Raw genomic sequence first — 18,150 nt, 5'->3', positions numbered from 1 at the left:
GAAGCCTGAAGTCGGTTGCCTGGAGGCATCGGCAATCCCACGGGGCCGCTACTCTCTGTGGTCAACGTGCACCTCATATCCGCTTTGCCTGCCGGCGGCGGCCGGGTCGGGAACGGATGGGCGGAACGCCGCGGACGAGCAGGATGATGGCCTGGCTGTCGTGGAGGTTTGCGGCAGAGACTCTGCCGAGAACAGGGGCGTCGGCACCGTCTTCAACCACACCTCCTGCCGTGGCAGGAGCTTGCGCCCCTCCACCGCCGTAGGGCGAATGACCCGCAGGTCAATCAGTCGGCCGCCCGTGAGGGTGCAAGCAGCAGGCGTGACGGCACAGGACCCGGGCCTCTGAGGAGGTCCGGGTCCCTGCGAGAGCAGTGTCACGCGGTGGCACTGTGCGCCAGCGCACGGGCCTTGGCCGCCCACTCCCCCATCCTCGTGATGGCGGAGGTCAGTTGCTTCACCGCGGCGGAGATCTTCTTCACCGGCTTGCGGAGGTGCTGGCTCACCCGGACCATGGCGCCCGCCGAGGTACCGAAGGAGCCGATCTGCACCAGACCCTCCTGCGCGGCCTCGTCCAGGGACATCAGCTGCTCCAGGAACTCCTCCGCTCCCTCGCCGCGCTCGTCGGGCGGCGTCATCTCGATGAGCCCCAGCGCGGCCCGCACCCCGCTGTCCAGGGTCGCCATCCGCTCCGCGAACGCGGCGGCGACGGTGTTCAGTTCGCCCGCCGGTGCGCTGATCGTCTCCGCATACCGGGCGACGGCGGCGAGCCGTGCGCTCATGGGCGCGTTCGCCTGGGTCAGATCGAGCATCTCGGTGCCGGACTGCTCGGTCAGCGCTCCAATCGTCTCGATCGTCTTCGTGATCGCCTCCATGTCGGCGGCCGTCTCGTCCAGCCCGTCCTCTATCACGGCGAAGTCGTCGAGCAGACCGGGCGAGTCCTCGTCCTCCCCCTTCCCGCCATCGCCGACCTCCGGGCCGGAGGCCGTTCCGTCACCGGTCTGGAGTCCGCGCAACACCCGTGCCAGCGTGAGGAGTTCGAAGCCGTCCCGGAGCCCGGCCTCCAGGGCGCTCTCGATCTCCTTGCGCGCTCCGGCCAGATGGCTGCGCGTCCGCTGATAGCGGATCGTCCTGATCGACGCGATGTCGAAGGGCAGCTGCCCGGCCTCTCCGATGTGGATCGTCGGCTTGCCGGTGATGTGCCGCAGCCCCAGCTCGTACATCACGTTGGGGTTGCCGCCGCTGACGTCCGCGACGACCAGGTCGGACTCGACGACGTGCGGGAGGTGTTGCGGGCATCCACTGCGATCATGCGGCGAGCGGCAAAGCGGGGCGTCCCCTCGCTGGATATCGGATGGCGAGCACAACGCGCGCAGGGTGCCTTCTTGACGGTGGCCAGGACGGGGCTGCGGTCGGGGTCGGCGGTGTTGCGGCAGATCGCCAGGTCTCGTCCGCGTCGGCGTTGCAGTCGGCCTTCGTAGAGGCGGTGGCCTCACTGATGGTGGTCCCCGTCGGCAGGCCATCCGGGCGCGCTCCTGCGGACAGGCACGACGAGGACGGCCAGCACCGCGGCCAGGGCGGGGCGGGCGGCTTTTCACGGTGGGCGGTGTGTACTCACAAGGCGCTTCCTTTACGTCGAAATGTTGAGGGCACGCCGTTGATGGGCGGGGAAGCTTGCCCACCAAGGACCGTGACCTGTCCAGGCGTCATCGGGGATACGGCAGCGCTTCAGCCGGTGTTCGTCTGTGCGTGACCCGAACGCGGGGTTGCATAGGCGAGCATCTATGCCCTGTTCGCGGTGACGTGAGGGGGCAACGGTGCGTTGCAGACGCGGGGAACACAGAAGCCGGACAAGCCGTCGGACTGCCGCGGCCGGGCTGGCCGGGATGCTGCTGCTGGCAGGCTGCGGCGACGGCAGTGCGGGCGGGAGCGAGGACCGAGCGTCCGCGGGGCCGGTGGCCGACATCGACTGTGCCAAGAGCGGCAGGGTCCCCGGCTCGGGGTCGACCGCTCAGGCGAACGCGATGGAGTACTGGATCAAGGAGTACCAGCTGGCCTGCCCGATGGTGCTGCTCAGGTACAACCCCATCGGCTCTGGTGGCGGCATCGCCCAGTTCCGGCGCGGGGCAACATCCTTCGGGGGCACCGACACCCCGGTCGAGGGGCGGGACGCCGTGGGGCTGGGCGCGCAGTGCGCGGGCGGCAGGATCATCAACCTGCCCCTGGTCGGCGGCCCGATCGCGATGGGCTACAACTTGCCGGACGTGGACGAGCTGGTGCTGGATGCGGAGACCCTGGCGCGGATCTTCGACTCGCGGATCACCAGGTGGAACGACCCCGCCATCCAGAAGCTGAACCCCGGCGCCGAACTGCCGCCGCTGGCCATCAACCCGGTGCACCGGTCCGACGGCTCGGGCACCACCCAGAACTTCCAGGCGTATCTCGCCGGCGCCGCACCCGACGTCTGGCAGCACCCTGCGGAGAAGGCGTGGCATGGAAGAGGTGGCAGCGCGGAGGACGGATCTGAAGCGGTCGCCTCGGCGGTGAACTACACGGTCGGTTCGATCGGTTACTTCGAGCTGTCCTACGCGCGCGAGCTCGGCATGAGCACCGTCCGCATCGACACGGGAGCGGCCCAGCCGGTGGCAGCGTCCACGACCACCGCGTCCGCCGGCATCGCCACCGCCGATGTCATCGGCCGCGGCAAGAACATGATCCTGCGCCTCGACTACCAGACGTCGGCGCCGGGGACGTACCCGATCGTCCTGATCAGCTACGAGATCGTGTGCGAAGAGGGCAACCTGCCCGCGACACTGCCCGCCCTGAAATCGTTCCTGACCTACACGGCCAGCGAGGAGGGTCAGGAGCCGCTGTCCCGGATCCACTACGCACCACTGCCGGAATCCGTCGCCACAGAAGTGCGCAAGGTCATCAACACGCTGCGCTGACGACCCTAGGGGGGCAATCACCCTTTTTCCGCAACGAGTTCGGCGATATCGCGGGCCGCGTCGCGGGCGGGGCGGCCGACGCCGATGAGGGTGGCGGAGGCGGGGCCGGTCCAGTCGCCGTAGCCGAGCAGGTGCAGGCGCGGTTCGCCCATCGCCCGGGTGCCGGTGGTGGCGATGTGGCCGCGGGAGCCGCGGAGTTGGAGCGGCGCGAGGTGGGAGAGAGCGGGGCGGAAGCCGGTGCACCAGATGATCGCGTCGGCCTGGGCGCGGGCGCCGTCGGCCCATTCGACGCCATCCGGAGTGAGGCGCGTGAACATCGGTGCGGCTTTGAGCAGGCCGCGGTCCCGGACTTCCCGTACGGGCGGTACGGCGACGATGTCGCCCAGAGAGGCCACGCCGCCGGTGTCGGTGCGCCCCTCGTCGAGGGCGCGACGGCGGGCGGTGGCGGTGTCGAAGAGGGCTCGGCCGTCGATGTCGTCGGCGAGGAAGCGCGGCCGGCGCCGCGTGACCCAGGTCAGCTCCGCCTCGTGCGCAAGGTCGGCGGCTATCTGCGCGCCGGAGTTGCCGCCGCCGACCACGATCGCCCGGTGTCCCGCGAACTCCCGGGCCCTGCGGTAGTCGACAGTGTGCAACTGGATGCCTCGGAAAGTGCCGCGTCCGGCGATGGCGGGGATGAAGGAGCGCCACCAGGTGCCGGTTGCGCTGATCACCGCCCGGGCGCGCCACGCTCCCGTGCGGGTCTCCACGCGCAGGAGTGGGCCTTCGCGGTGTACACCGGTCACGTGCACCGGCCGCTGCACGGGGAGTTCGTACCGCTTCTCGTAGTCGCGCAGGTACGTCACCACGTGCCCGGCGTCCGGATACTCCTCGTCGACTTGCGGCGGCATGAGCCGGCCCGGGAGCGAGGAGTACACGGCTGGGGAGAACAGCCGCAGCGAGTCCCACGCATACGGCCAGGCGCCGCCCGGCTCGGCCTGAGCGTCGAGGATGACGAATTCCAGGCCGAGGCGGCGCAGGTGGTATCCGGCGGCGAGCCCTGCCTGGCCGCCGCCGATCACCACGACCTGGGTCGTCGTCTCCGTCATGCCGTCCACTCGTCGGCTTCGGCTCGGCCGGGCAGGAAGATGAGCCCCACCAGCGCCAGGCCGACCACCGCACCGACGAGTTGCACCCCGATGAACGCGGGGACCGAACCCGGCGCGATCCCCGCGAACGTGTCACTGAAGGCGCGCCCGATGGTCACCGCCGGATTCGCGAAGGACGTGGACGAGGTGAACCAGTACGCGGCACCGATGTAGGAGGCGACCGCGACCGGCGCGAAGCGCAGCCGGTCGGTCCTGGCGAGGCCGAAGATCACCAGGACCAGGCCGGCCGTGGCGACGACCTCACCGAGCAGGAGATGCCCGGCGGAGCGGTCGTGGGTTGACCACTCGACCAGCGGTTCGCCGAACATGGCGTCTGCCAGGACGGCACCCGCGATGGCGCCGACGACCTGGGCGGGGATGTACGCGGACACCTCGCGCAGCAACAGCCCGCCGTCACGCCTGGCGGTCCACCACTCGGCCAGCGTGACCACCGGGTTGAAATGCGCCCCGGAGACCGGACCAAGCACGGCGATCAGCACGCCCAGCCCGAAGACCGTGGCCAGGGAGTTGGCCAGCAGTTGTACGCCGACGTCCCGGGTCAGCTCGGTGGCCTGGATGCCGGAGCCGACCACGACGGTCACCAGGGCCGCCGTGCCCACCAGTTCGGCGGCAGTGCGGGCGAGCAGCGGAGCCCGGGACGCAGCGGCGCCCGGTACGGCTGCCCGCGGCGCGGACTCCGGCTCGGCGGCGGGTACGGCGATGGCGGACTCCGCGGTCGCGGGGGCTTCGGCGTGGCTCACGGGCAGGCTCTCTTGTTTTCGGCGGCGGTACGGGCGGACTCGGCCAGGCCGGCGAACCGACCGGCGAGAGAGGCGATGACGTCCGCGCGGAGCTTGTAGTACGTGAAGCGGCCGCACGGCTCGGTCTCGACGACCCCGGCCTCGCGAAGGACTCTCAGGTGGTTGGAGAGGTTGGTCTGCTTGGCGCCGGTCTCCTCCACCAGGTGGCTGGTGCACAGCGTCTCTTTGGCGAGCAGGGTCACGATCTGGAGCCTGATCGGGTCGGCCAGCACCCGGATCAGGTCAGTGTCGACTGACGTCATCATGGGCTGATACTGTCACATCAGCGGTGGATGACACCATCGGGTACTGATGTGAGGCGTGCCCGCTTTTTCCAGCGGGATTCGTGCCCGTTTTCCCTTGCGAGACAAGAGAGACCCTCATGGCCGAGACTTCCGGCAAGCCGTCCGTGCTTTTCGTCTGCGTCCACAATGCCGGCCGTTCGCAGATGGCCGCCGCGTGGCTGAGCCACCTGGCCGGGGACCGCGTCGAGGTCCGCTCCGCGGGCTCCGCTCCGGCCGACCAGGTCAACCCGGCCGCGATCGAGGCCATGCGCGAGGTCGGCATCGACATCTCCGCCGAGACGCCGAAGATCCTGACCGTGGACGCGGTCAAGGAGTCCGACGTCTGCATCACCATGGGCTGCGGCGACACCTGCCCGGTCTTCCCCGGCAAGCGATACCTGGACTGGAAGCTGGACGACCCGGCCGGTCAGGGCGTCGAGGCCGTTCGCCCGATCCGCGACGAGATCAAGAAGCTGATCGAGGGTCTGATCGAGGAGATCGCGCCGGAGAAGACGGCATGAGCGCAACCAGTGGGATCCGGAACGTCATCGTCATCGGTTCCGGCCCCGCCGGATACACCGCCGCCCTCTACACCGCCCGCGCCCAGCTTCGGCCGCTGGTCTTCGGTGGCACGATCTTCGTGGGCGGGGCACTGACCACGACCACCGAGGTCGAGAACTTCCCCGGCTTTCCCGAAGGCATCGACGGGCCGGTGCTGATGGAGAACATGCGGGCCCAGGCCGCGAAATTCGGCGCCGAGATGATCGACGACGACATCGTCGAAGTCGACCTGACCGGCGACATCAAGACCGTCACCGACACGGCCGGGACCGTGTACCGGGCGCGTGCCGTGATCGTGGCGACCGGCTCTGGCTACCGCAAGCTCGGCCTGCCGAAGGAGGACGAGCTGTCCGGTCGGGGCGTCTCCTGGTGCGCGACGTGCGACGGGTTCTTCTTCCGCGACCGCGACATCGTCGTGGTCGGCGGCGGCGACACCGCGATGGAAGAGGCCACCTTCCTCACCCGCTTCGCCCGCTCGGTGACCGTCGTGCACCGCCGCTCCACCCTGCGCGCCTCCCAAGTGATGCAGAACCGCGCCTTCGCCGACGACAAGATCGCCTTCGCCTTCGACAGCGAGATCGCCGAGATCAAGGAAGCAAACGGCATGCTCTCCGGCGTCGTGCTCCGCGACGTCTTCACCGGCGCCACCCGCGACCTCGACGTGACCGGCCTGTTCATCGCCATCGGCCATGATCCCCGCACCGAACTGGTCAAAGGCCGACTGGAGTTGGACGACAGCGGCTACCTGAAGGTGGACGCCCCGTCGACCCGTACGAACATCCCGGGCGTGTTCGGCGCGGGCGACGTCGTCGACCACACCTACCGGCAGGCCATCACCGCAGCTGCCAGCGGCTGCCAGGCCGCCCTGGACGCCGAGCGGTATCTCGCCGCGCTCGCCCACGAGACGCCCACGGAGCCGGAAAAGACCCCGGCCACGGTCTGAACCCCCATCACGAGGAGGCCACCATGGCAGCTCTGAAGAGCGTGACGGACGACTCCTTCAAGCAGGACGTCCTGAGCAGCGACAAGCCGGTCCTGGTCGACTTCTGGGCGGCCTGGTGCGGCCCGTGCCGTCAACTCGCGCCCGCCCTGCAGGCGATCGCCGCCGAGCACGGCGACAAGATCGAGATCGTCAAGCTCAACATCGACGAGAACCCGGACACCGCAGTGAAGTACGGCGTGATGTCCGTCCCGACCATGCACGTCTACAAGGGCGGCGAGGTCGTCCAGACCATCGTGGGCGCCAAGCCCAAGGCGGCACTGGAACGCGAACTCGCCGACCACATCAGCTGACACTCCCCGGGGGGCGTCTCAGGCGCTCCCGCCGATCCATTGCCCCCAGAGGTCTCTGACGGAGGTCCCGTTGGTCAGCAAGCGCATCGTCGCCGTCGGCGGCAGCGACGCCGGCATCAGCGCCGCCCTGCGCGCCCGTGAACTCGACCCCGACAGCCAGGTCACCGTCGTCGTCGCCGACGCGTACCCGAACTTCTCCATATGCGGCATCCCGTATTACGTCTCCGGCGAGGTCGGCCACTGGAGCGACCTGGCCCACCGCACGCTCGCCGACCTCAAGGCCACCGGCATGCAGGTCCACACGGACACGCTGGCCACCGGGATCGACGTCGCCGCCAAGAGACTCGCCGTACGCGACGCGGACGGACGCGCGGACGAGCTGCCGTACGACGCCCTGATCGTCGGCACCGGAGCCGTGAGCGTGCGCCCGCCCATCGACGGTCTGACCGGTCCCGAGGCCCTCGGCCCGGACGACGGCGTCCATCTGCTGCACAGCATGGGCGACGCCTTCGAGGTCATGCGAACCCTCACCGAGCGCCGCCCCAAGTCCGCCGTCGTGATCGGCGCCGGCTACATCGGCCTGGAGATGGCCGAAGCCCTGACCACCCGCGGCCTCCACGTCACCCAGATCGAGGCACTTCCCGAGGTCCTGCCGACCGTCGACTCGGAACTCGGCACCCTCATCCACACCGAACTCACCGCTCATGGCGTGGACGTGCTCACGGGCACCACCGTCTCGGCCGTCACCCGCGAGCGGACAGACAACCTGCTCCGCGTCCAGGCCACCGGACCAGACGGCAGGACCTTCACACGCAGCGCCGATCTCGTCCTGGTCGTCGTCGGCGTACGCCCCGACACCACACTCGCGGCCACAGCCGGGGCCCGCCTGGGCATGAAGGGCGCGATCGAGGTGGACGAGTACATGCGCACCTCGCTGCCCGATGTGTACGCCGCCGGGGACTGCGTCGAAACTCATCACCGCCTGCTCGGCAAGACCTGGCTGCCGCTGGGCACCACAGCGCACAAGCAGGGCCGGATCGCCGGGGAGAACGCACTCGGCGGCCGCCGCTGGTTCGCCGGAAGCCTGGGCACGCAGGTGGTCAAGGTCTTCGACCTCGTCGCCGCCCGTACGGGCCTGCGCGAGCACGAGGCCCGGGCGGCCGGTCGCGGCTGGGCCCCGGCGACCACCGCCAGCCGCCCCGACGACCACAAGGCGTACTTCCCCGGCGCCACCCCTGTCTCCATCCGCGTCACCGGGGACACCGACAGCGGGCTGCTGCTCGGCGCCCAGCTCGTCGGACGGCGCGCCGCCGAGGTCGCCAAGCGCGTGGACACGTACGCCACCGCCCTCTTCCACGGCATGCCGGTGGACGGCGTCAGCGACCTCGACCTGTCCTACACCCCGCCGCTCAGCTCCCCGTGGGACGCGGTCCAGATCGCGGCGCAGGCGTGGATGAGCGAGCACCATCTCGACGTACAGCGGCGGATGCTGAGCCCCTTCTGACCCGTGCGTGCCTCGCGCTCAGGCTGTGGCGGCCGCGGGGGCCGGTTCCAGTATGTTGCGCACGCGGCGCAGCCCGTCCTGGTTGACGGAGTACCAGACCCAGGTCCCCCGGCGCTCGCGGTCCAGCAGTCCGGCTTCGGTCATGACCTTCAGGTGGTGGCTCACGGTGGGCTGGCGCAGACCGAGGCACTCGGTCAGGTCACATACGCAGGCTTCCCCGCTCGGGGCGCGCTCTATGAGGCGGAACAGCTGCAGGCGGGTGGGGTCGGCGATGGCTTTGAGCATGACGGCGAGCCGCTCGGCCTCGTCGCGGTCGATCAGCAGACAGGCCAGGGATGGGGTGCAGCTCCCCGCTTCGTCAGCCACCGCCTCCGACCTTTCGCCATACGTAGAGATAGCCATCTATGAATCCTAAGCATCGCTCACACGTTCCCCGGCGATCGATGCCCCCACCAATGACTTGTTCACTCAGGGTTCACTTCCGCATCTCGCTATTCAAGACATAGACAGACGCCTATGATTCGAGGACGGGAGGGTTCTCCGCCGCAAACAGGAAGAGGTGGCCCCCATGGACGAGCAAAGCCGGTTCGGTCCTGCCACTCCGCCCCTGCGGGACAACGGCGCGGTCCTGGAGCGCATCGTGCGGCGGCTGGCCACGCACCATGGCCGCTCGTTCTCCCGCGAGACCATCACGGCGTACGTCGAGAAGTCCGCGGAGCTGCTGGGCCGGCAGGCTCACACCACCCTCTATCTCCCGGTGCTTGTGGAGCATTTCGCGGACCAGCGCCTGCGCGCGCTGGCCAAGGCGTCGGGCATGTGCCCGCATCCCGTCCCGCATGTGCTGTTCGTGTGCACCGAGAACGCGGGACGCTCGCAGCTGGCCGCCGCCCTGATGCGCCGCCGGGCGGGCACCGCGGTCGAAGTGATGACCGCAGGATCCGATCCCGGCCACCAGATCGCCCCAGTCGTCAGGGGGTTGCTGACCGAGCAGGGTCTGGACCTCGGTGAGGAGTTCCCCAAGCCGCTGACCGCCGAGGTGGTGGATGCGGCCGATGTGGTGGTGACGCTCGGCTGCGGGGATGCCTGCCCGGTGCTGCCCGGCCGCCGCTATCTCGACTGGGATCTGCCCGAGCTGTCCGGCCTGGACCTTGAGAGCGCCCGTTCCGTACGCGACGCGCTTGACGCTCGCATCGGGCAGCTGGTGCGCGAACTGATGGGTACCCGTCCATCGGCCTCCGCCACCGAGCAGTGACGGCGCAGCCGCCTGGCGATTACCTGTCCGCTACTTGTCCGCGTCCGGCAGGCAGAACGAGACGAGAGTCCGCGCTTCGGCCAGGGTGGCCGCGTTGATGATCTCCACCGTGGTCGTCCAGTCGGTGGTGAAGACGAGCCAGTCCGTCTGCCCGGTGGGCAAGAACCGGACCTGGACCTTCGACGAGTACCACCTCTTGCGGTGGACCAGCGTGCCGATCATGGGGAGGTGATGCCGTCCGCGGACGGAAGCCCAGCGCAGGCCGAAGACCGGCCGGACGGGCACGTCGATGTAGGACTCGTCCTCCGCATGTCCGACACGGGACGGTCTCCCCGGTCTCTTCGTCGTCGATCGCTACGTCGTCGGCGCCTGCCGGGCCGTCACCACCGATGTTCCGGCGCAGTCTCCGGGCCCACACTCCAGCCGGTAGCCCATGCCGCGGATGGCGTCGATGGTGCAGCAGCTGCCCACCTCGTCGCGCAGCTTGTTGCGGACCCGCCGGACGTGCACAGTCAGCGTGTTGCTGTCCAGCGCGTCCGTGCCCCACAGGGCCTGGGTCAACTCCCGGCGGCTGATGACCCTGTTGGGGCGCTCCATGAGGTAGCGCAGCAGCAGGAATTCACGGACCGGCAGCTGGAGCGACCGGCCCCGTACGTGGACGTGGAAGCCGGGGATGTCGAGCTCGATGTCGCCGACCACGAGTGTCTGCGCCGCATCGGCCGTAGGACGGCTGCCCTTGAGCAGCGGGACGATCTCTTCGGCGCGGTAGGGGCGGGCCACGAAGGCCACGGCACCGGCCTCCAGGGCCGCAGTCGCCTCCGCCGCGCCTTCTGGTCCGGCGCCGACGATGACCGGAACCGGGTGGAGCTTCGCGATCAGCTCGGTGACCTGCACAGCCCCCACCACTGGAAGCGGGGCGCCGAGCAGGACCGCCTTGGGGCCGCGGGCGCCGACCTGGAGCAGGGCCTCGGCACCGTCGTGGCAGATCAGGGTCCGTATGCCTGACGCCGTGAAGCGGGCCAGGGCTCTGTTTGCGATCTGCGGGTCGGCCTCGGCCAGCAGCAGGTCGGGGGCTTTGCCGTCGTGGAGGCCGCCGGGACCGCTGTCGGTCGCGGTCTCCGGTTGCCGGTGTGCGTCGGGTGTCACCCGTAGTACTCCTTTACGTGTAGCGCGCAAAGGGGGCGGACATCGGATACGGCATCGGTCAGCCGAAGCGGCCGGTGATGTAGTCCTCGGTGCGCTGGTCCGCGGGGTTCTCGAAGATCTTCTCGGTGGTGTCGTACTCGACGAGACGCCCGTGCCGTACGCCCTTGTCGTCGACGTCCGCCGTGAAGAACGCGGTGTAGTCGGAGATACGGGCGGCCTGCTGCATGTTGTGCGTGACGATGACGATGGTGAAGTCGTACGCCAGTTCGGCCATCAGGTCCTCGATGCGGCCGGTGGCGATCGGGTCGAGCGCCGAGCACGGCTCGTCCATCAGGATCACCTCGGGCCGCACCGCGATCGCGCGGGCGATGCACAGCCGCTGCTGCTGCCCGCCGGAGAGCGCCAGCGCACTGGACTTGAGCTTGTCCTTCACCTCGTCCCACAGCGCGGCACCGGTCAGCGCCTCCTCGACGAGGTCGTCCATGTTGCCCTTCATCCCGTTCACCCGCGGCCCGTAGGCAATGTTGTCGTAGATCGACTTGGGGAACGGGTTCGGCTTCTGGAAGACCATCCCGATACGGCGGCGCACCTCGATGGGGTCGACCTCGGGGTCGTAGAGGTTCTCCCCGTGGTAGGCGACCTTGCCGGTGACGCGAGCTCCGGGGATCAGGTCGTTCATGCGGTTGAAACAGCGGATCACGGTGGACTTGCCACACCCGGACGGGCCGATCATCGCGGTGATCTGCCGGCGCCCGATGGTCATCGTCACATCCCGTACGGCCTGGTGGTCGCCGTACCAGACGTCCAGGTCGGAGATGTGGAACACCGGGTCGTCCAGGGAGGGTTCGCGATGTCCGCGGCGGCGGTCGCCGATCGCGAGGGACAGCGCGTGCCCCTCCGGCTCCTGGTCCTGTACGGAGTCGCGGATCTTGGCCGGCTGCTCGGGAACGGGGTTGTCAGTCATGGCGGTCACCAACGCTTGCTGAAGCGGTTGCGCAGCCAGATCGCGGCCGCGTTCATGATCAGGAGAATGGCCAGGAGGATGACGATCCCGGCCGCGGCGAGGTGGTGGAACTCCTCGCGGGACTGGCTGATCCAGCCGAAGATCTGGATCGGCAGCACGGTGTACGCGCTCTGCAGACCCTCCGGGTTGAACGCCACGTACGTCACGGCACCGAGCAGCAGCAGCGGCGCGGCTTCGCCGATCGCCCGGGACAGGGCGAGGATCGAGCCGGTGGCGATGCCGGGTATGGCCGCGGGCAGGACCTGCCGCCAGACGGTCTGCCACCGGGTCGCGCCGAGTGCCAGCGATGCCTGGCGGATCGACTGCGGTACGGCCCGGATCGCCTCGCGCGAGGCGATGATGACGACCGGCAGAACGAGCAGCGACAGTGTCAGTGAGGCCGTCAGCACCGTGGTGCCGAGGGCGAGTTGGCGTGCGAGGAGGCCGAGGCCGAGGATGCCGTAGATGATCGAGGGCACCGCGGCCAGGTTCTGGATGTTCAGCTCGATCAGCCGGTTGTACCAGCGGTTCGGATCCGCGTACTCCTCCAGGTAGATCGCCGCCATGATGCCGGTGGGCAGGCAGAACAGCGCGGTAAAGGAAATCACCCAGATCGTGCCGAAGATCGCGGACTGGGCGCCTGCGTTCTCGGGGCGGCGGATGGAGGGGAAGTTCTGCCACAGGCGGGAGTCCAGCCGCGGCCACGCCTCGACGAGCACGTAGGTGATGAGCACGCCGAGGAAGACGATCCCGACGCCCAGGCAGCACAACAGCAGGGCACGGAAGGCGGTCTCCCCTGGCCGGAAGCGCGGTCCGGCGAGCTTGCGGGGCGCCGCCGGGGCGGGTGGTTCGGTGACCCGGATGACGGTCATTCATACACCTCCCGGTACTTGCGCACCAGACGGATACTGATCACGTTCATCACGAAGGTGATGACGAACAGCAGGGCGCCGACGGCGAAGATGGTCTTGTACTCGAAGGACGCCACCGGGACGTCGCCCGACCCGGCCTGGGCGATGAAGCCCGTCATGGTCTGCATCGCCGCCAGCGGATTCCAGCTGAGCACGGCCTGGTTGCCGGACGCGATCGCCACGATCATCGTCTCGCCGACGGCCCGGGAGATGCCCAGCACGCAGGCGGCGACGATGCCGGACAAGGCGGCGGGGACGACGACGCGGACCGACACGGTGCGCCGGCCCGAGCCGAGCGCGTACGCCCCATCCCGCAGCGCGTCCGGTACGGCGGACATCGCGTCCTCCGACAGCGAGGCGATCGTCGGGATGATCATGACACCCATCACCAGGCCCGCCGCCAGCGCGTTCTGGAAGTCCGGGCCCGTCCCGCCCGGCCACCACTCCCGCAGCCGCGGGGTGACGAAGCTGAGCGCGAAGAAGCCGTAGACGACCGTCGGCACACCCGCCAGCACCTCCAGCATGGGCTTCAGCGCCGCACGGACGCGCCGGTTCGCGTACTCGCTCAGGTAGATCGCGGCCCCGAGGCCGACCGGGACGGCCACGACCAGCGCGATCACGGTGATCAGCATGGTGGCGCTCAGCAGTGGCAGCACGCCGTACTGGGGCGAGCTGAACAGCGCCGTCCACTCGGTGCCGCCGAGGAAGTCGGCGAAGCTCACCCGCTCGAAGAACTCGACGGTGGGCGGGATCAGCGACACCACGATGCCGACCGTCGTGGCGACGGACACCAGGGCGGCCGTCAGCAGCAGCCCCTGGATGGCCCGTTCGCCATAACGCGGGCGGGCCCGCCGCAGGGACCGTGGCCCGGTCCCTGCGGGGGCCAGATGAGTCGGCGAGGTCACTGCGCCGATTCCTTCAGCTTGTCGAGGTCGGCCTTGAGCTCGGTCTCCTGCTCGGAGTTGAGCGGGATGAACTTCGCGTCCTCGGCGATGACCTTGTGGTTCTCGACGTAGTACTCGACGAACGCGAGCACCTCGTCCCGCTGGAGCGCCTTGGCGCTGGGGTAGATGAACAGCGGCCGCGACAGCGGTGTGTACTCGCCGGTCTGCGCGGTCTCGACGCCCGGCGCCACGCACCCCTCGCCGCCGTCGATCTGCAGCGCCTTCAGCTTGTCGGTGTTCTCCTCGAAGTACGAGTAACCGAAGTAGCCCAGCCCGCCCTTGGAACCCGCGACGCCCTGCACGGTGACGTTGTCGTCCTCGGTCGGCGAGTAGTCGGTGCGCGAGGCGCCCTCCTCGCCGTTGATCGCGTCGGTGAAGTAGTCGAAGGTGCCGGAGTCGGTGCCCGCGCCGAACAGCTTCAGCGGCTCGTCCGGGAACTTCGAGTCGACCTGGTTCCAGTTGTTCACCTTGGAGTCGGGTTCCCAGATCTTCTTCAACTGCTCGGTGGTCAGGCAGTCGACCCAGTCGGCGTCCTTGTTCACCACGACGGTCAGGGCGTCATTGGCGACCTGGAACTCCTCGTAGGTGATGCCCTTCTTCTCGCAGGCCGCCTTCTCCTCGTCCTTGATCGGACGGGAGGCGTCGGAGATGTCGGTCTCGCCGTTGCAGAACTTCTCGAAGCCGCCGCCGGTTCCCGAAGTACCCACCGTGACCTGGACCTTGGACTGCTCCTCGGCGAAGATCTCGGCCGCGGCAGTGGTCAGCGGGGCGACCGTGCTGGAGCCGTCCACCTTGACCGAACCCGACAATTGCCCGCCATCACCGCCGTCACCGTTCGAGCCCGCGTCGGAACCGCCGCACGCGCTCACAGCCAGCATCACAGCCGCCGTCAGGGCCAAGGGGGCCTTGGCCCGGCGCAAGGTAAAGGGAATGTTCACGTGACTCTCGATCCTCGTGTCCGCCGGGGCTTCCCGGCCGTGTGGATGAGGTGCGCAGCGCGCGCCGTGGGGACACTTGGATCGAATCCAGTCTATGTGAACTTCCGGCGTACAGATGACCGACGAACGATGAACCATAGCCGTTCATCTATATAGATCGATCTTGGTTCTATGAGATGAAAGGGGGTCGTGACCCAACCGAGTCCAGAATGAGTTCGTCCGTGCCACGCGGTGAAATGTGAACAGGGCGTGCATAGGTGGGGCGTGTGCGCCAGTCGGCGCCAACGGGGTGGCCGGATCGCGTTGGACGCCCCACGATGGCAGTCTTCGGCCGGAGTTCACCGCTCAGCCACATCCCTCGTGGTGTGCCGCGCCTGGCGTCACGCATCGACGACCGCCTATATCCGGGCGGCCTGGGCCCCGATTCCCCGATTGCGTGGAGGCAGCCATGCCCGAACAGACCAGCGATAGCATCACCCGGACCGCCGACCTGCCCGTCCTCCCCAGCCCTCATCCCAACACCGCCCGTTCGGCGCTGACTTGCCGCTACCGCTGCGGCGATGCGTGTTCCCACGACGCACCCAACCGCACGCTCAATCCGTACTTCGGCGACGTCGTACAGCGCCGCCGGCCGCGCTGGAGCTGCAGTTCGTCCGCCCGCCTCGACGCGGCCACCGCGGCCTCCGTCGCCGCCACGCTCCAGGCGCTCGCCACGCCCTCACGCCTGCTGATCCTCACCACGCTGCGACGAACCCCGTACTCGGTGACCGAACTCGCCGCCACCGTCGGCATGGAGCAGCCCTCCGTCTCCCACCAGCTGCGGCTGCTGCGCGCATTGGGGCTGGCCACCGGGCAACGGGACGGCCGCCGGATCATCTACCGCCTGTTCGACGACCACGTCGCCCAACTCCTCGACCAGGCGGTCCACCACATCGAGCACCTCCGGCTCGGCATTCGCGACGGTCACTGACCGCCACGGCCACCAGTCCCCCTCAGGTTTCACACGGATCACGCCCAACTCATTGCAGCCCTTGATGAAAATGATTATCGTGTGGCTTGTTCGCGCACGTTCAAGCGCGTGCGCCTTCTGATCCTGGGGGGATCCATCTTGCGTACCTTCACGCGCGCTCTGACCGTCTCCGGCTCGCTCGCCGCCGCACTCGCCCTGGCGGGTCTCGCCGCCACCCCGGCCGTCGCCGCGACGACGCTCAGCAGCGGGCATGTGGACGTGCTCGACGCCGAGTGGGACGGCGCCGACCTGCACCTGCACGTCCACGACGAGGAGTCCGGCACCGAGTACGAGCCGGCCGACGTGACCCTGTCCGTGCCGGCCTCTGCCAGAGTCGCCAACCCCGGCTACGGCTTCCTCGGTTCGGGCAGCCAGATCTGGCTGCTGCCGGACACGGAGACCGAGGCGGACGCGGCCGGGGTCCTGTTCCCGGGCATCTCCACCGAGCACCTCACCACCGGCGTCTTCGCCAACAACTCGGTGACCTACCGCCTCGTCTCCGCCACCCGCAACGGTGCCGCCACCGAGGACTTCAGCATCTACGCGGGCAACGGCAGCCGCTGGTTCGACAGCAACACCGCCATCATCACCTTCAAGTCCCGCTCCTTCGGCGTCGCCACCCACAACCATGCCAACTGGGCCTTCGAGGAGGCCGGCACCTACCAGCTGACCTTCCGCGTCCAGGGCACGGTCGGCGGCGTCACCGAGTCCGCCACCGAGACGTACACCGTCGTCGTCAGCTCGTGATGAGAGCCCTGACGCGCGACAGACGCGCCTTCACCGCCGCGGTCCTGACCGCGGCGACCGCAGTGCTCGTGGGCGCGGCAGGGCTGGTCGCCGGCGGCAGCGGGTCGGCCCGCGCCGCCGGCGGTGCCGTCGTCCTCGACGAAGGCGAGCTGGACTTCACACCCCGACTCGTCGATGGGAAGCTGCAGTTGCAGATCGACGACCGCGGCGGGGGCACGGCGGTCGCACGCGAGCCGTCCGAGGTGGTGCTGCACGTGCCGCAGGCGACGCTCCAGTACACGCCGAATCCCATCGCCGTCGCCCTCGGCACCACCGACCAGGACACCTGGCAGCTGAACGGATGGGAGGCGGAGAACCTCTTCGCGCCCGAGCCCGGCTGGAACGGCACCGAGGCGGGCGGCGACACCGAGGTGGCCCTGTCCGGGTACGAGGGCCCCGGTGACTTCGGCATGGCCACGTACACGCAGGAGATGGACTGGTCGGACGGCTCGCCGGAGATCCACCTCGGGAACACCGCCTCCGCGCCCCGCGGCTTCACACTCGCCGGTGAGCAGCAACGCCTGCTGCCCATCTGGATGTTCACGGCCGAGGGCGTCTACCGCCTCACCTTCACCGTGACCGCGGGCGGCTCCACCGACACCGAGACCCTCGCCGTGGTCGTCGGCGACGACGCCGACCCGTCCGAGGTCCTGCCGGGCGACGGTACGCTCCCGTCCCCGAGCGGACCGTCGGACTCGGTCACGCCCTCGGGCAGTACGACGCCGACCGCCTCTGCGCCCACGGCGCACGTCATCGACAACGGTCACATCGACCTGGCCGCCCGGCCGGTGGACGGCAAGCTGCAGTTCCAGATCAAGGAGGGCACAGCACAGGCGTACAAGTGGTACGAGCCCGGCGAGGTCGTGCTGCACGTGAAGACCGCGGCCATGCGGAAGATCACGGCAGGGTACGAGTTCCTCGGGACGGTCGGCGACGCGGTGTGGTGGCTGCCCATCCAGCAGGTCGACGGTCTCGTGTGGCCGGGCTGGAGCACCGAGCAGTACAGCGCGTCCGACGTCGACGGGCAGATCGCCTACCGGCTCGACGCGGTTCGCGGCCCGGGATCGGTCGCCATGTTCCACTCAGGCTCGCTGGGGTCGGCGGACATCACCTTCAACAGCGGCGATGGTCTGCCGGACAGCTACCCGCTCACCCCGAACCGGCACAGCCACTTCAACTGGACGTTCACCGAAGAAGGCGTCTACCGCACCACCTTCACCGTCGGCGCCACGCTCACCGACGGCACGAAGGTCAGTGACACCGAGACGATCGCCTGGGTGGTCGGCGACGACACGGATCCGTCGACCGTGACGCCGGGGCCCGGCGACGAGCCGACCACGACACCTACGGCCACTGCTTCGCCCTCGGACACCCCGTCCGCGTCGGTATCGGCAACCGCGGCCCCGTCCACGTCCGCGTCGGTGACCCCTACGGCCGGTGGCCCCGGGGCCGACTCCACGGGCTCCACCGGCTCCACGGGCACGAGCGGCGGCTCATCGACCGGTGGCGGCACCGTCCCCACCGGCGGGCTCGCCGCCACCGGCACGGGCGCGGCGGTGATCGCGGGGATCGCCGCGGCCGCCCTGCTCCTGGGCGGCGGCGCGGTGTTCGCCGTACGGCGGCGCCGCAGCGCCCAGTGAAAGCTCCGCG

At 69.2% G+C, this 18,150-nt stretch carries 19 protein-coding genes and 2 pseudogenes; 9 read left to right on the top strand and 12 right to left on the bottom strand.

Going from position 1 to position 18,150, the window contains the following annotated elements:
• Positions 1 to 88: 88 nt before the first annotated feature.
• Both ACFV7R_RS36210 and ACFV7R_RS36205 read right to left on the bottom strand, forming a co-directional pair.
• Positions 89 to 181 (bottom strand): annotated as a pseudogene (locus tag ACFV7R_RS36210) (IS5/IS1182 family transposase); the annotation flags it as partial.
• Positions 182 to 374: 193 nt separating this feature from the next.
• Entirely contained in the window at positions 375 to 1,220 is an 846-nt protein-coding gene (locus ACFV7R_RS36205) for a hypothetical protein (RefSeq protein WP_385271495.1), read from the bottom strand.
• Between the two features lie 663 nt (positions 1,221 to 1,883).
• Here ACFV7R_RS36205 and pstS point away from each other — a divergent pair.
• The gene (gene pstS / locus ACFV7R_RS36200; RefSeq protein ID WP_385271492.1) at positions 1,884 to 2,945 is read left to right on the top strand and encodes a phosphate ABC transporter substrate-binding protein PstS; all 1,062 of its coding nucleotides are present in this window, start codon (positions 1,884 to 1,886) and stop codon (positions 2,943 to 2,945) included.
• Between the two features lie 17 nt (positions 2,946 to 2,962).
• On the opposite strand, the gene ACFV7R_RS36195 is transcribed toward pstS, so the two are convergent.
• From ACFV7R_RS36195 to ACFV7R_RS36185, 3 genes are read right to left on the bottom strand one after another with little or no spacing between them, the layout of a single operon-like run.
• On the bottom strand, positions 2,963 to 4,030 hold the full coding sequence (locus ACFV7R_RS36195) for an ArsO family NAD(P)H-dependent flavin-containing monooxygenase (RefSeq protein ID WP_385271488.1): 1,068 nt from the start codon (positions 4,028 to 4,030) through the stop codon (positions 2,963 to 2,965).
• Complete coding sequence (locus ACFV7R_RS36190) at positions 4,027 to 4,830, bottom strand: aquaporin (RefSeq protein ID WP_385271485.1); 804 nt, start codon at positions 4,828 to 4,830, stop codon at positions 4,027 to 4,029. Before ACFV7R_RS36190 ends, ACFV7R_RS36195 begins: the two co-directional genes overlap by 4 nt.
• Positions 4,827 to 5,135: an ArsR/SmtB family transcription factor gene (locus ACFV7R_RS36185; RefSeq protein ID WP_385271482.1), complete on the bottom strand. Its 309-nt coding sequence runs from the start codon at positions 5,133 to 5,135 to the stop codon at positions 4,827 to 4,829. The genes ACFV7R_RS36190 and ACFV7R_RS36185 overlap by 4 nt, the downstream gene beginning before the upstream one ends.
• A 116-nt stretch (positions 5,136 to 5,251) precedes the next feature.
• On the opposite strand from ACFV7R_RS36185, the gene ACFV7R_RS36180 reads away from it, so the two are divergent.
• The 4 genes from ACFV7R_RS36180 (at position 5,252) to ACFV7R_RS36165 (ending at position 8,511) form a co-directional block, all read left to right on the top strand.
• Complete coding sequence (locus ACFV7R_RS36180; RefSeq protein WP_385271479.1) at positions 5,252 to 5,674, top strand: arsenate reductase ArsC; 423 nt, start codon at positions 5,252 to 5,254, stop codon at positions 5,672 to 5,674.
• Complete coding sequence (gene trxB, locus ACFV7R_RS36175) at positions 5,671 to 6,657, top strand: thioredoxin-disulfide reductase (RefSeq protein WP_385271476.1); 987 nt, start codon at positions 5,671 to 5,673, stop codon at positions 6,655 to 6,657. The genes ACFV7R_RS36180 and trxB overlap by 4 nt, the downstream gene beginning before the upstream one ends.
• 23 nt (positions 6,658 to 6,680) lie before the next feature.
• A complete protein-coding gene (trxA, locus tag ACFV7R_RS36170; RefSeq protein WP_385271473.1) occupies positions 6,681 to 7,007 on the top strand; it encodes a thioredoxin in 327 nt (108 codons plus the stop codon).
• A gap of 70 nt (positions 7,008 to 7,077) precedes the next feature.
• Positions 7,078 to 8,511 (top strand): FAD-dependent oxidoreductase, encoded by a 1,434-nt coding sequence (locus ACFV7R_RS36165; protein ID WP_385271470.1) that lies wholly within the window; start codon positions 7,078 to 7,080, stop codon positions 8,509 to 8,511.
• Between the two features lie 18 nt (positions 8,512 to 8,529).
• Here the strand turns inward: ACFV7R_RS36165 and ACFV7R_RS36160 are convergent, their stop codons facing one another.
• On the bottom strand, positions 8,530 to 8,913 hold the full coding sequence (locus tag ACFV7R_RS36160; protein ID WP_385271467.1) for an ArsR/SmtB family transcription factor: 384 nt from the start codon (positions 8,911 to 8,913) through the stop codon (positions 8,530 to 8,532).
• 166 nt (positions 8,914 to 9,079) lie between these two features.
• Between ACFV7R_RS36160 and ACFV7R_RS36155 the strand changes: the two genes are divergently transcribed.
• On the top strand, positions 9,080 to 9,763 hold the full coding sequence (locus ACFV7R_RS36155) for a low molecular weight phosphatase family protein (RefSeq protein WP_385271464.1): 684 nt from the start codon (positions 9,080 to 9,082) through the stop codon (positions 9,761 to 9,763).
• A gap of 30 nt (positions 9,764 to 9,793) precedes the next feature.
• On the opposite strand, the gene ACFV7R_RS36150 is transcribed toward ACFV7R_RS36155, so the two are convergent.
• From ACFV7R_RS36150 to ACFV7R_RS36125, 6 genes are all read right to left on the bottom strand, one after another.
• Positions 9,794 to 9,985, bottom strand: coding sequence for a hypothetical protein (locus tag ACFV7R_RS36150; protein WP_385271462.1), 192 nt, complete (start codon positions 9,983 to 9,985; stop codon positions 9,794 to 9,796).
• 132 nt (positions 9,986 to 10,117) lie between these two features.
• The gene (locus tag ACFV7R_RS36145) at positions 10,118 to 10,909 is read right to left on the bottom strand and encodes a winged-helix domain-containing protein (protein WP_385271459.1); all 792 of its coding nucleotides are present in this window, start codon (positions 10,907 to 10,909) and stop codon (positions 10,118 to 10,120) included.
• Positions 10,910 to 10,967: 58 nt separating this feature from the next.
• A complete protein-coding gene (pstB, locus tag ACFV7R_RS36140; RefSeq protein ID WP_385271456.1) occupies positions 10,968 to 11,873 on the bottom strand; it encodes a phosphate ABC transporter ATP-binding protein PstB in 906 nt (301 codons plus the stop codon).
• 5 nt (positions 11,874 to 11,878) lie between these two features.
• Positions 11,879 to 12,784 (bottom strand): phosphate ABC transporter permease PstA, encoded by a 906-nt coding sequence (gene pstA / locus ACFV7R_RS36135; RefSeq protein ID WP_385271453.1) that lies wholly within the window; start codon positions 12,782 to 12,784, stop codon positions 11,879 to 11,881.
• Positions 12,781 to 13,728: a phosphate ABC transporter permease subunit PstC gene (gene pstC / locus ACFV7R_RS36130; RefSeq protein ID WP_385271450.1), complete on the bottom strand. Its 948-nt coding sequence runs from the start codon at positions 13,726 to 13,728 to the stop codon at positions 12,781 to 12,783. The genes pstA and pstC overlap by 4 nt, the downstream gene beginning before the upstream one ends.
• Positions 13,725 to 14,705, bottom strand: coding sequence for a PstS family phosphate ABC transporter substrate-binding protein (locus ACFV7R_RS36125; protein WP_385271447.1), 981 nt, complete (start codon positions 14,703 to 14,705; stop codon positions 13,725 to 13,727). Before ACFV7R_RS36125 ends, pstC begins: the two co-directional genes overlap by 4 nt.
• 652 nt (positions 14,706 to 15,357) lie before the next feature.
• Between ACFV7R_RS36125 and ACFV7R_RS36120 the strand changes: the two are divergent.
• The 3 genes and pseudogenes from ACFV7R_RS36120 to ACFV7R_RS36110 all read left to right on the top strand — a co-directional run.
• A pseudogene (locus tag ACFV7R_RS36120) lies at positions 15,358 to 15,675 on the top strand (ArsR/SmtB family transcription factor); the annotation flags it as partial.
• Between the two features lie 138 nt (positions 15,676 to 15,813).
• Positions 15,814 to 16,461 (top strand): choice-of-anchor M domain-containing protein, encoded by a 648-nt coding sequence (locus ACFV7R_RS36115; protein ID WP_385271444.1) that lies wholly within the window; start codon positions 15,814 to 15,816, stop codon positions 16,459 to 16,461.
• Entirely contained in the window at positions 16,461 to 18,140 is a 1,680-nt protein-coding gene (locus tag ACFV7R_RS36110; RefSeq protein ID WP_385271633.1) for a choice-of-anchor M domain-containing protein, read from the top strand. Before ACFV7R_RS36115 ends, ACFV7R_RS36110 begins: the two co-directional genes overlap by 1 nt.
• The last annotated feature ends 10 nt before the right edge of the window (positions 18,141 to 18,150 follow it).

This window comes from Streptomyces sp. NPDC059866, assembly GCF_042731325.1.
GTDB lineage: Bacteria > Actinomycetota > Actinomycetes > Streptomycetales > Streptomycetaceae > Streptomyces > Streptomyces flavusporus.
Note: the sequence above shows the minus strand (reverse complement) of the source record. Positions and strands in the feature narration are given on the sequence as shown.

Coding starts and splice junctions, on each gene's coding strand:
- ACFV7R_RS36160 (WP_385271467.1), bottom strand. CDS start 8,913: ATGGCTATCTCTACGTATGGCGAAAGGTCGGAGGCGGTGGCTGACGAA.
- ACFV7R_RS36110 (WP_385271633.1), top strand. CDS start 16,461: ATGAGAGCCCTGACGCGCGACAGACGCGCCTTCACCGCCGCGGTCCTG.
- trxA (WP_385271473.1), top strand. CDS start 6,681: ATGGCAGCTCTGAAGAGCGTGACGGACGACTCCTTCAAGCAGGACGTC.
- ACFV7R_RS36205 (WP_385271495.1), bottom strand. CDS start 1,220: ATGTACGAGCTGGGGCTGCGGCACATCACCGGCAAGCCGACGATCCAC.
- pstS (WP_385271492.1), top strand. CDS start 1,884: ATGCTGCTGCTGGCAGGCTGCGGCGACGGCAGTGCGGGCGGGAGCGAG.
- ACFV7R_RS36180 (WP_385271479.1), top strand. CDS start 5,252: ATGGCCGAGACTTCCGGCAAGCCGTCCGTGCTTTTCGTCTGCGTCCAC.
- ACFV7R_RS36150 (WP_385271462.1), bottom strand. CDS start 9,985: ATGATCGGCACGCTGGTCCACCGCAAGAGGTGGTACTCGTCGAAGGTC.
- ACFV7R_RS36185 (WP_385271482.1), bottom strand. CDS start 5,135: ATGATGACGTCAGTCGACACTGACCTGATCCGGGTGCTGGCCGACCCG.
- pstA (WP_385271453.1), bottom strand. CDS start 12,784: ATGACCGTCATCCGGGTCACCGAACCACCCGCCCCGGCGGCGCCCCGC.
- pstB (WP_385271456.1), bottom strand. CDS start 11,873: ATGACTGACAACCCCGTTCCCGAGCAGCCGGCCAAGATCCGCGACTCC.
- ACFV7R_RS36195 (WP_385271488.1), bottom strand. CDS start 4,030: ATGACGGAGACGACGACCCAGGTCGTGGTGATCGGCGGCGGCCAGGCA.
- ACFV7R_RS36155 (WP_385271464.1), top strand. CDS start 9,080: ATGGACGAGCAAAGCCGGTTCGGTCCTGCCACTCCGCCCCTGCGGGAC.
- trxB (WP_385271476.1), top strand. CDS start 5,671: ATGAGCGCAACCAGTGGGATCCGGAACGTCATCGTCATCGGTTCCGGC.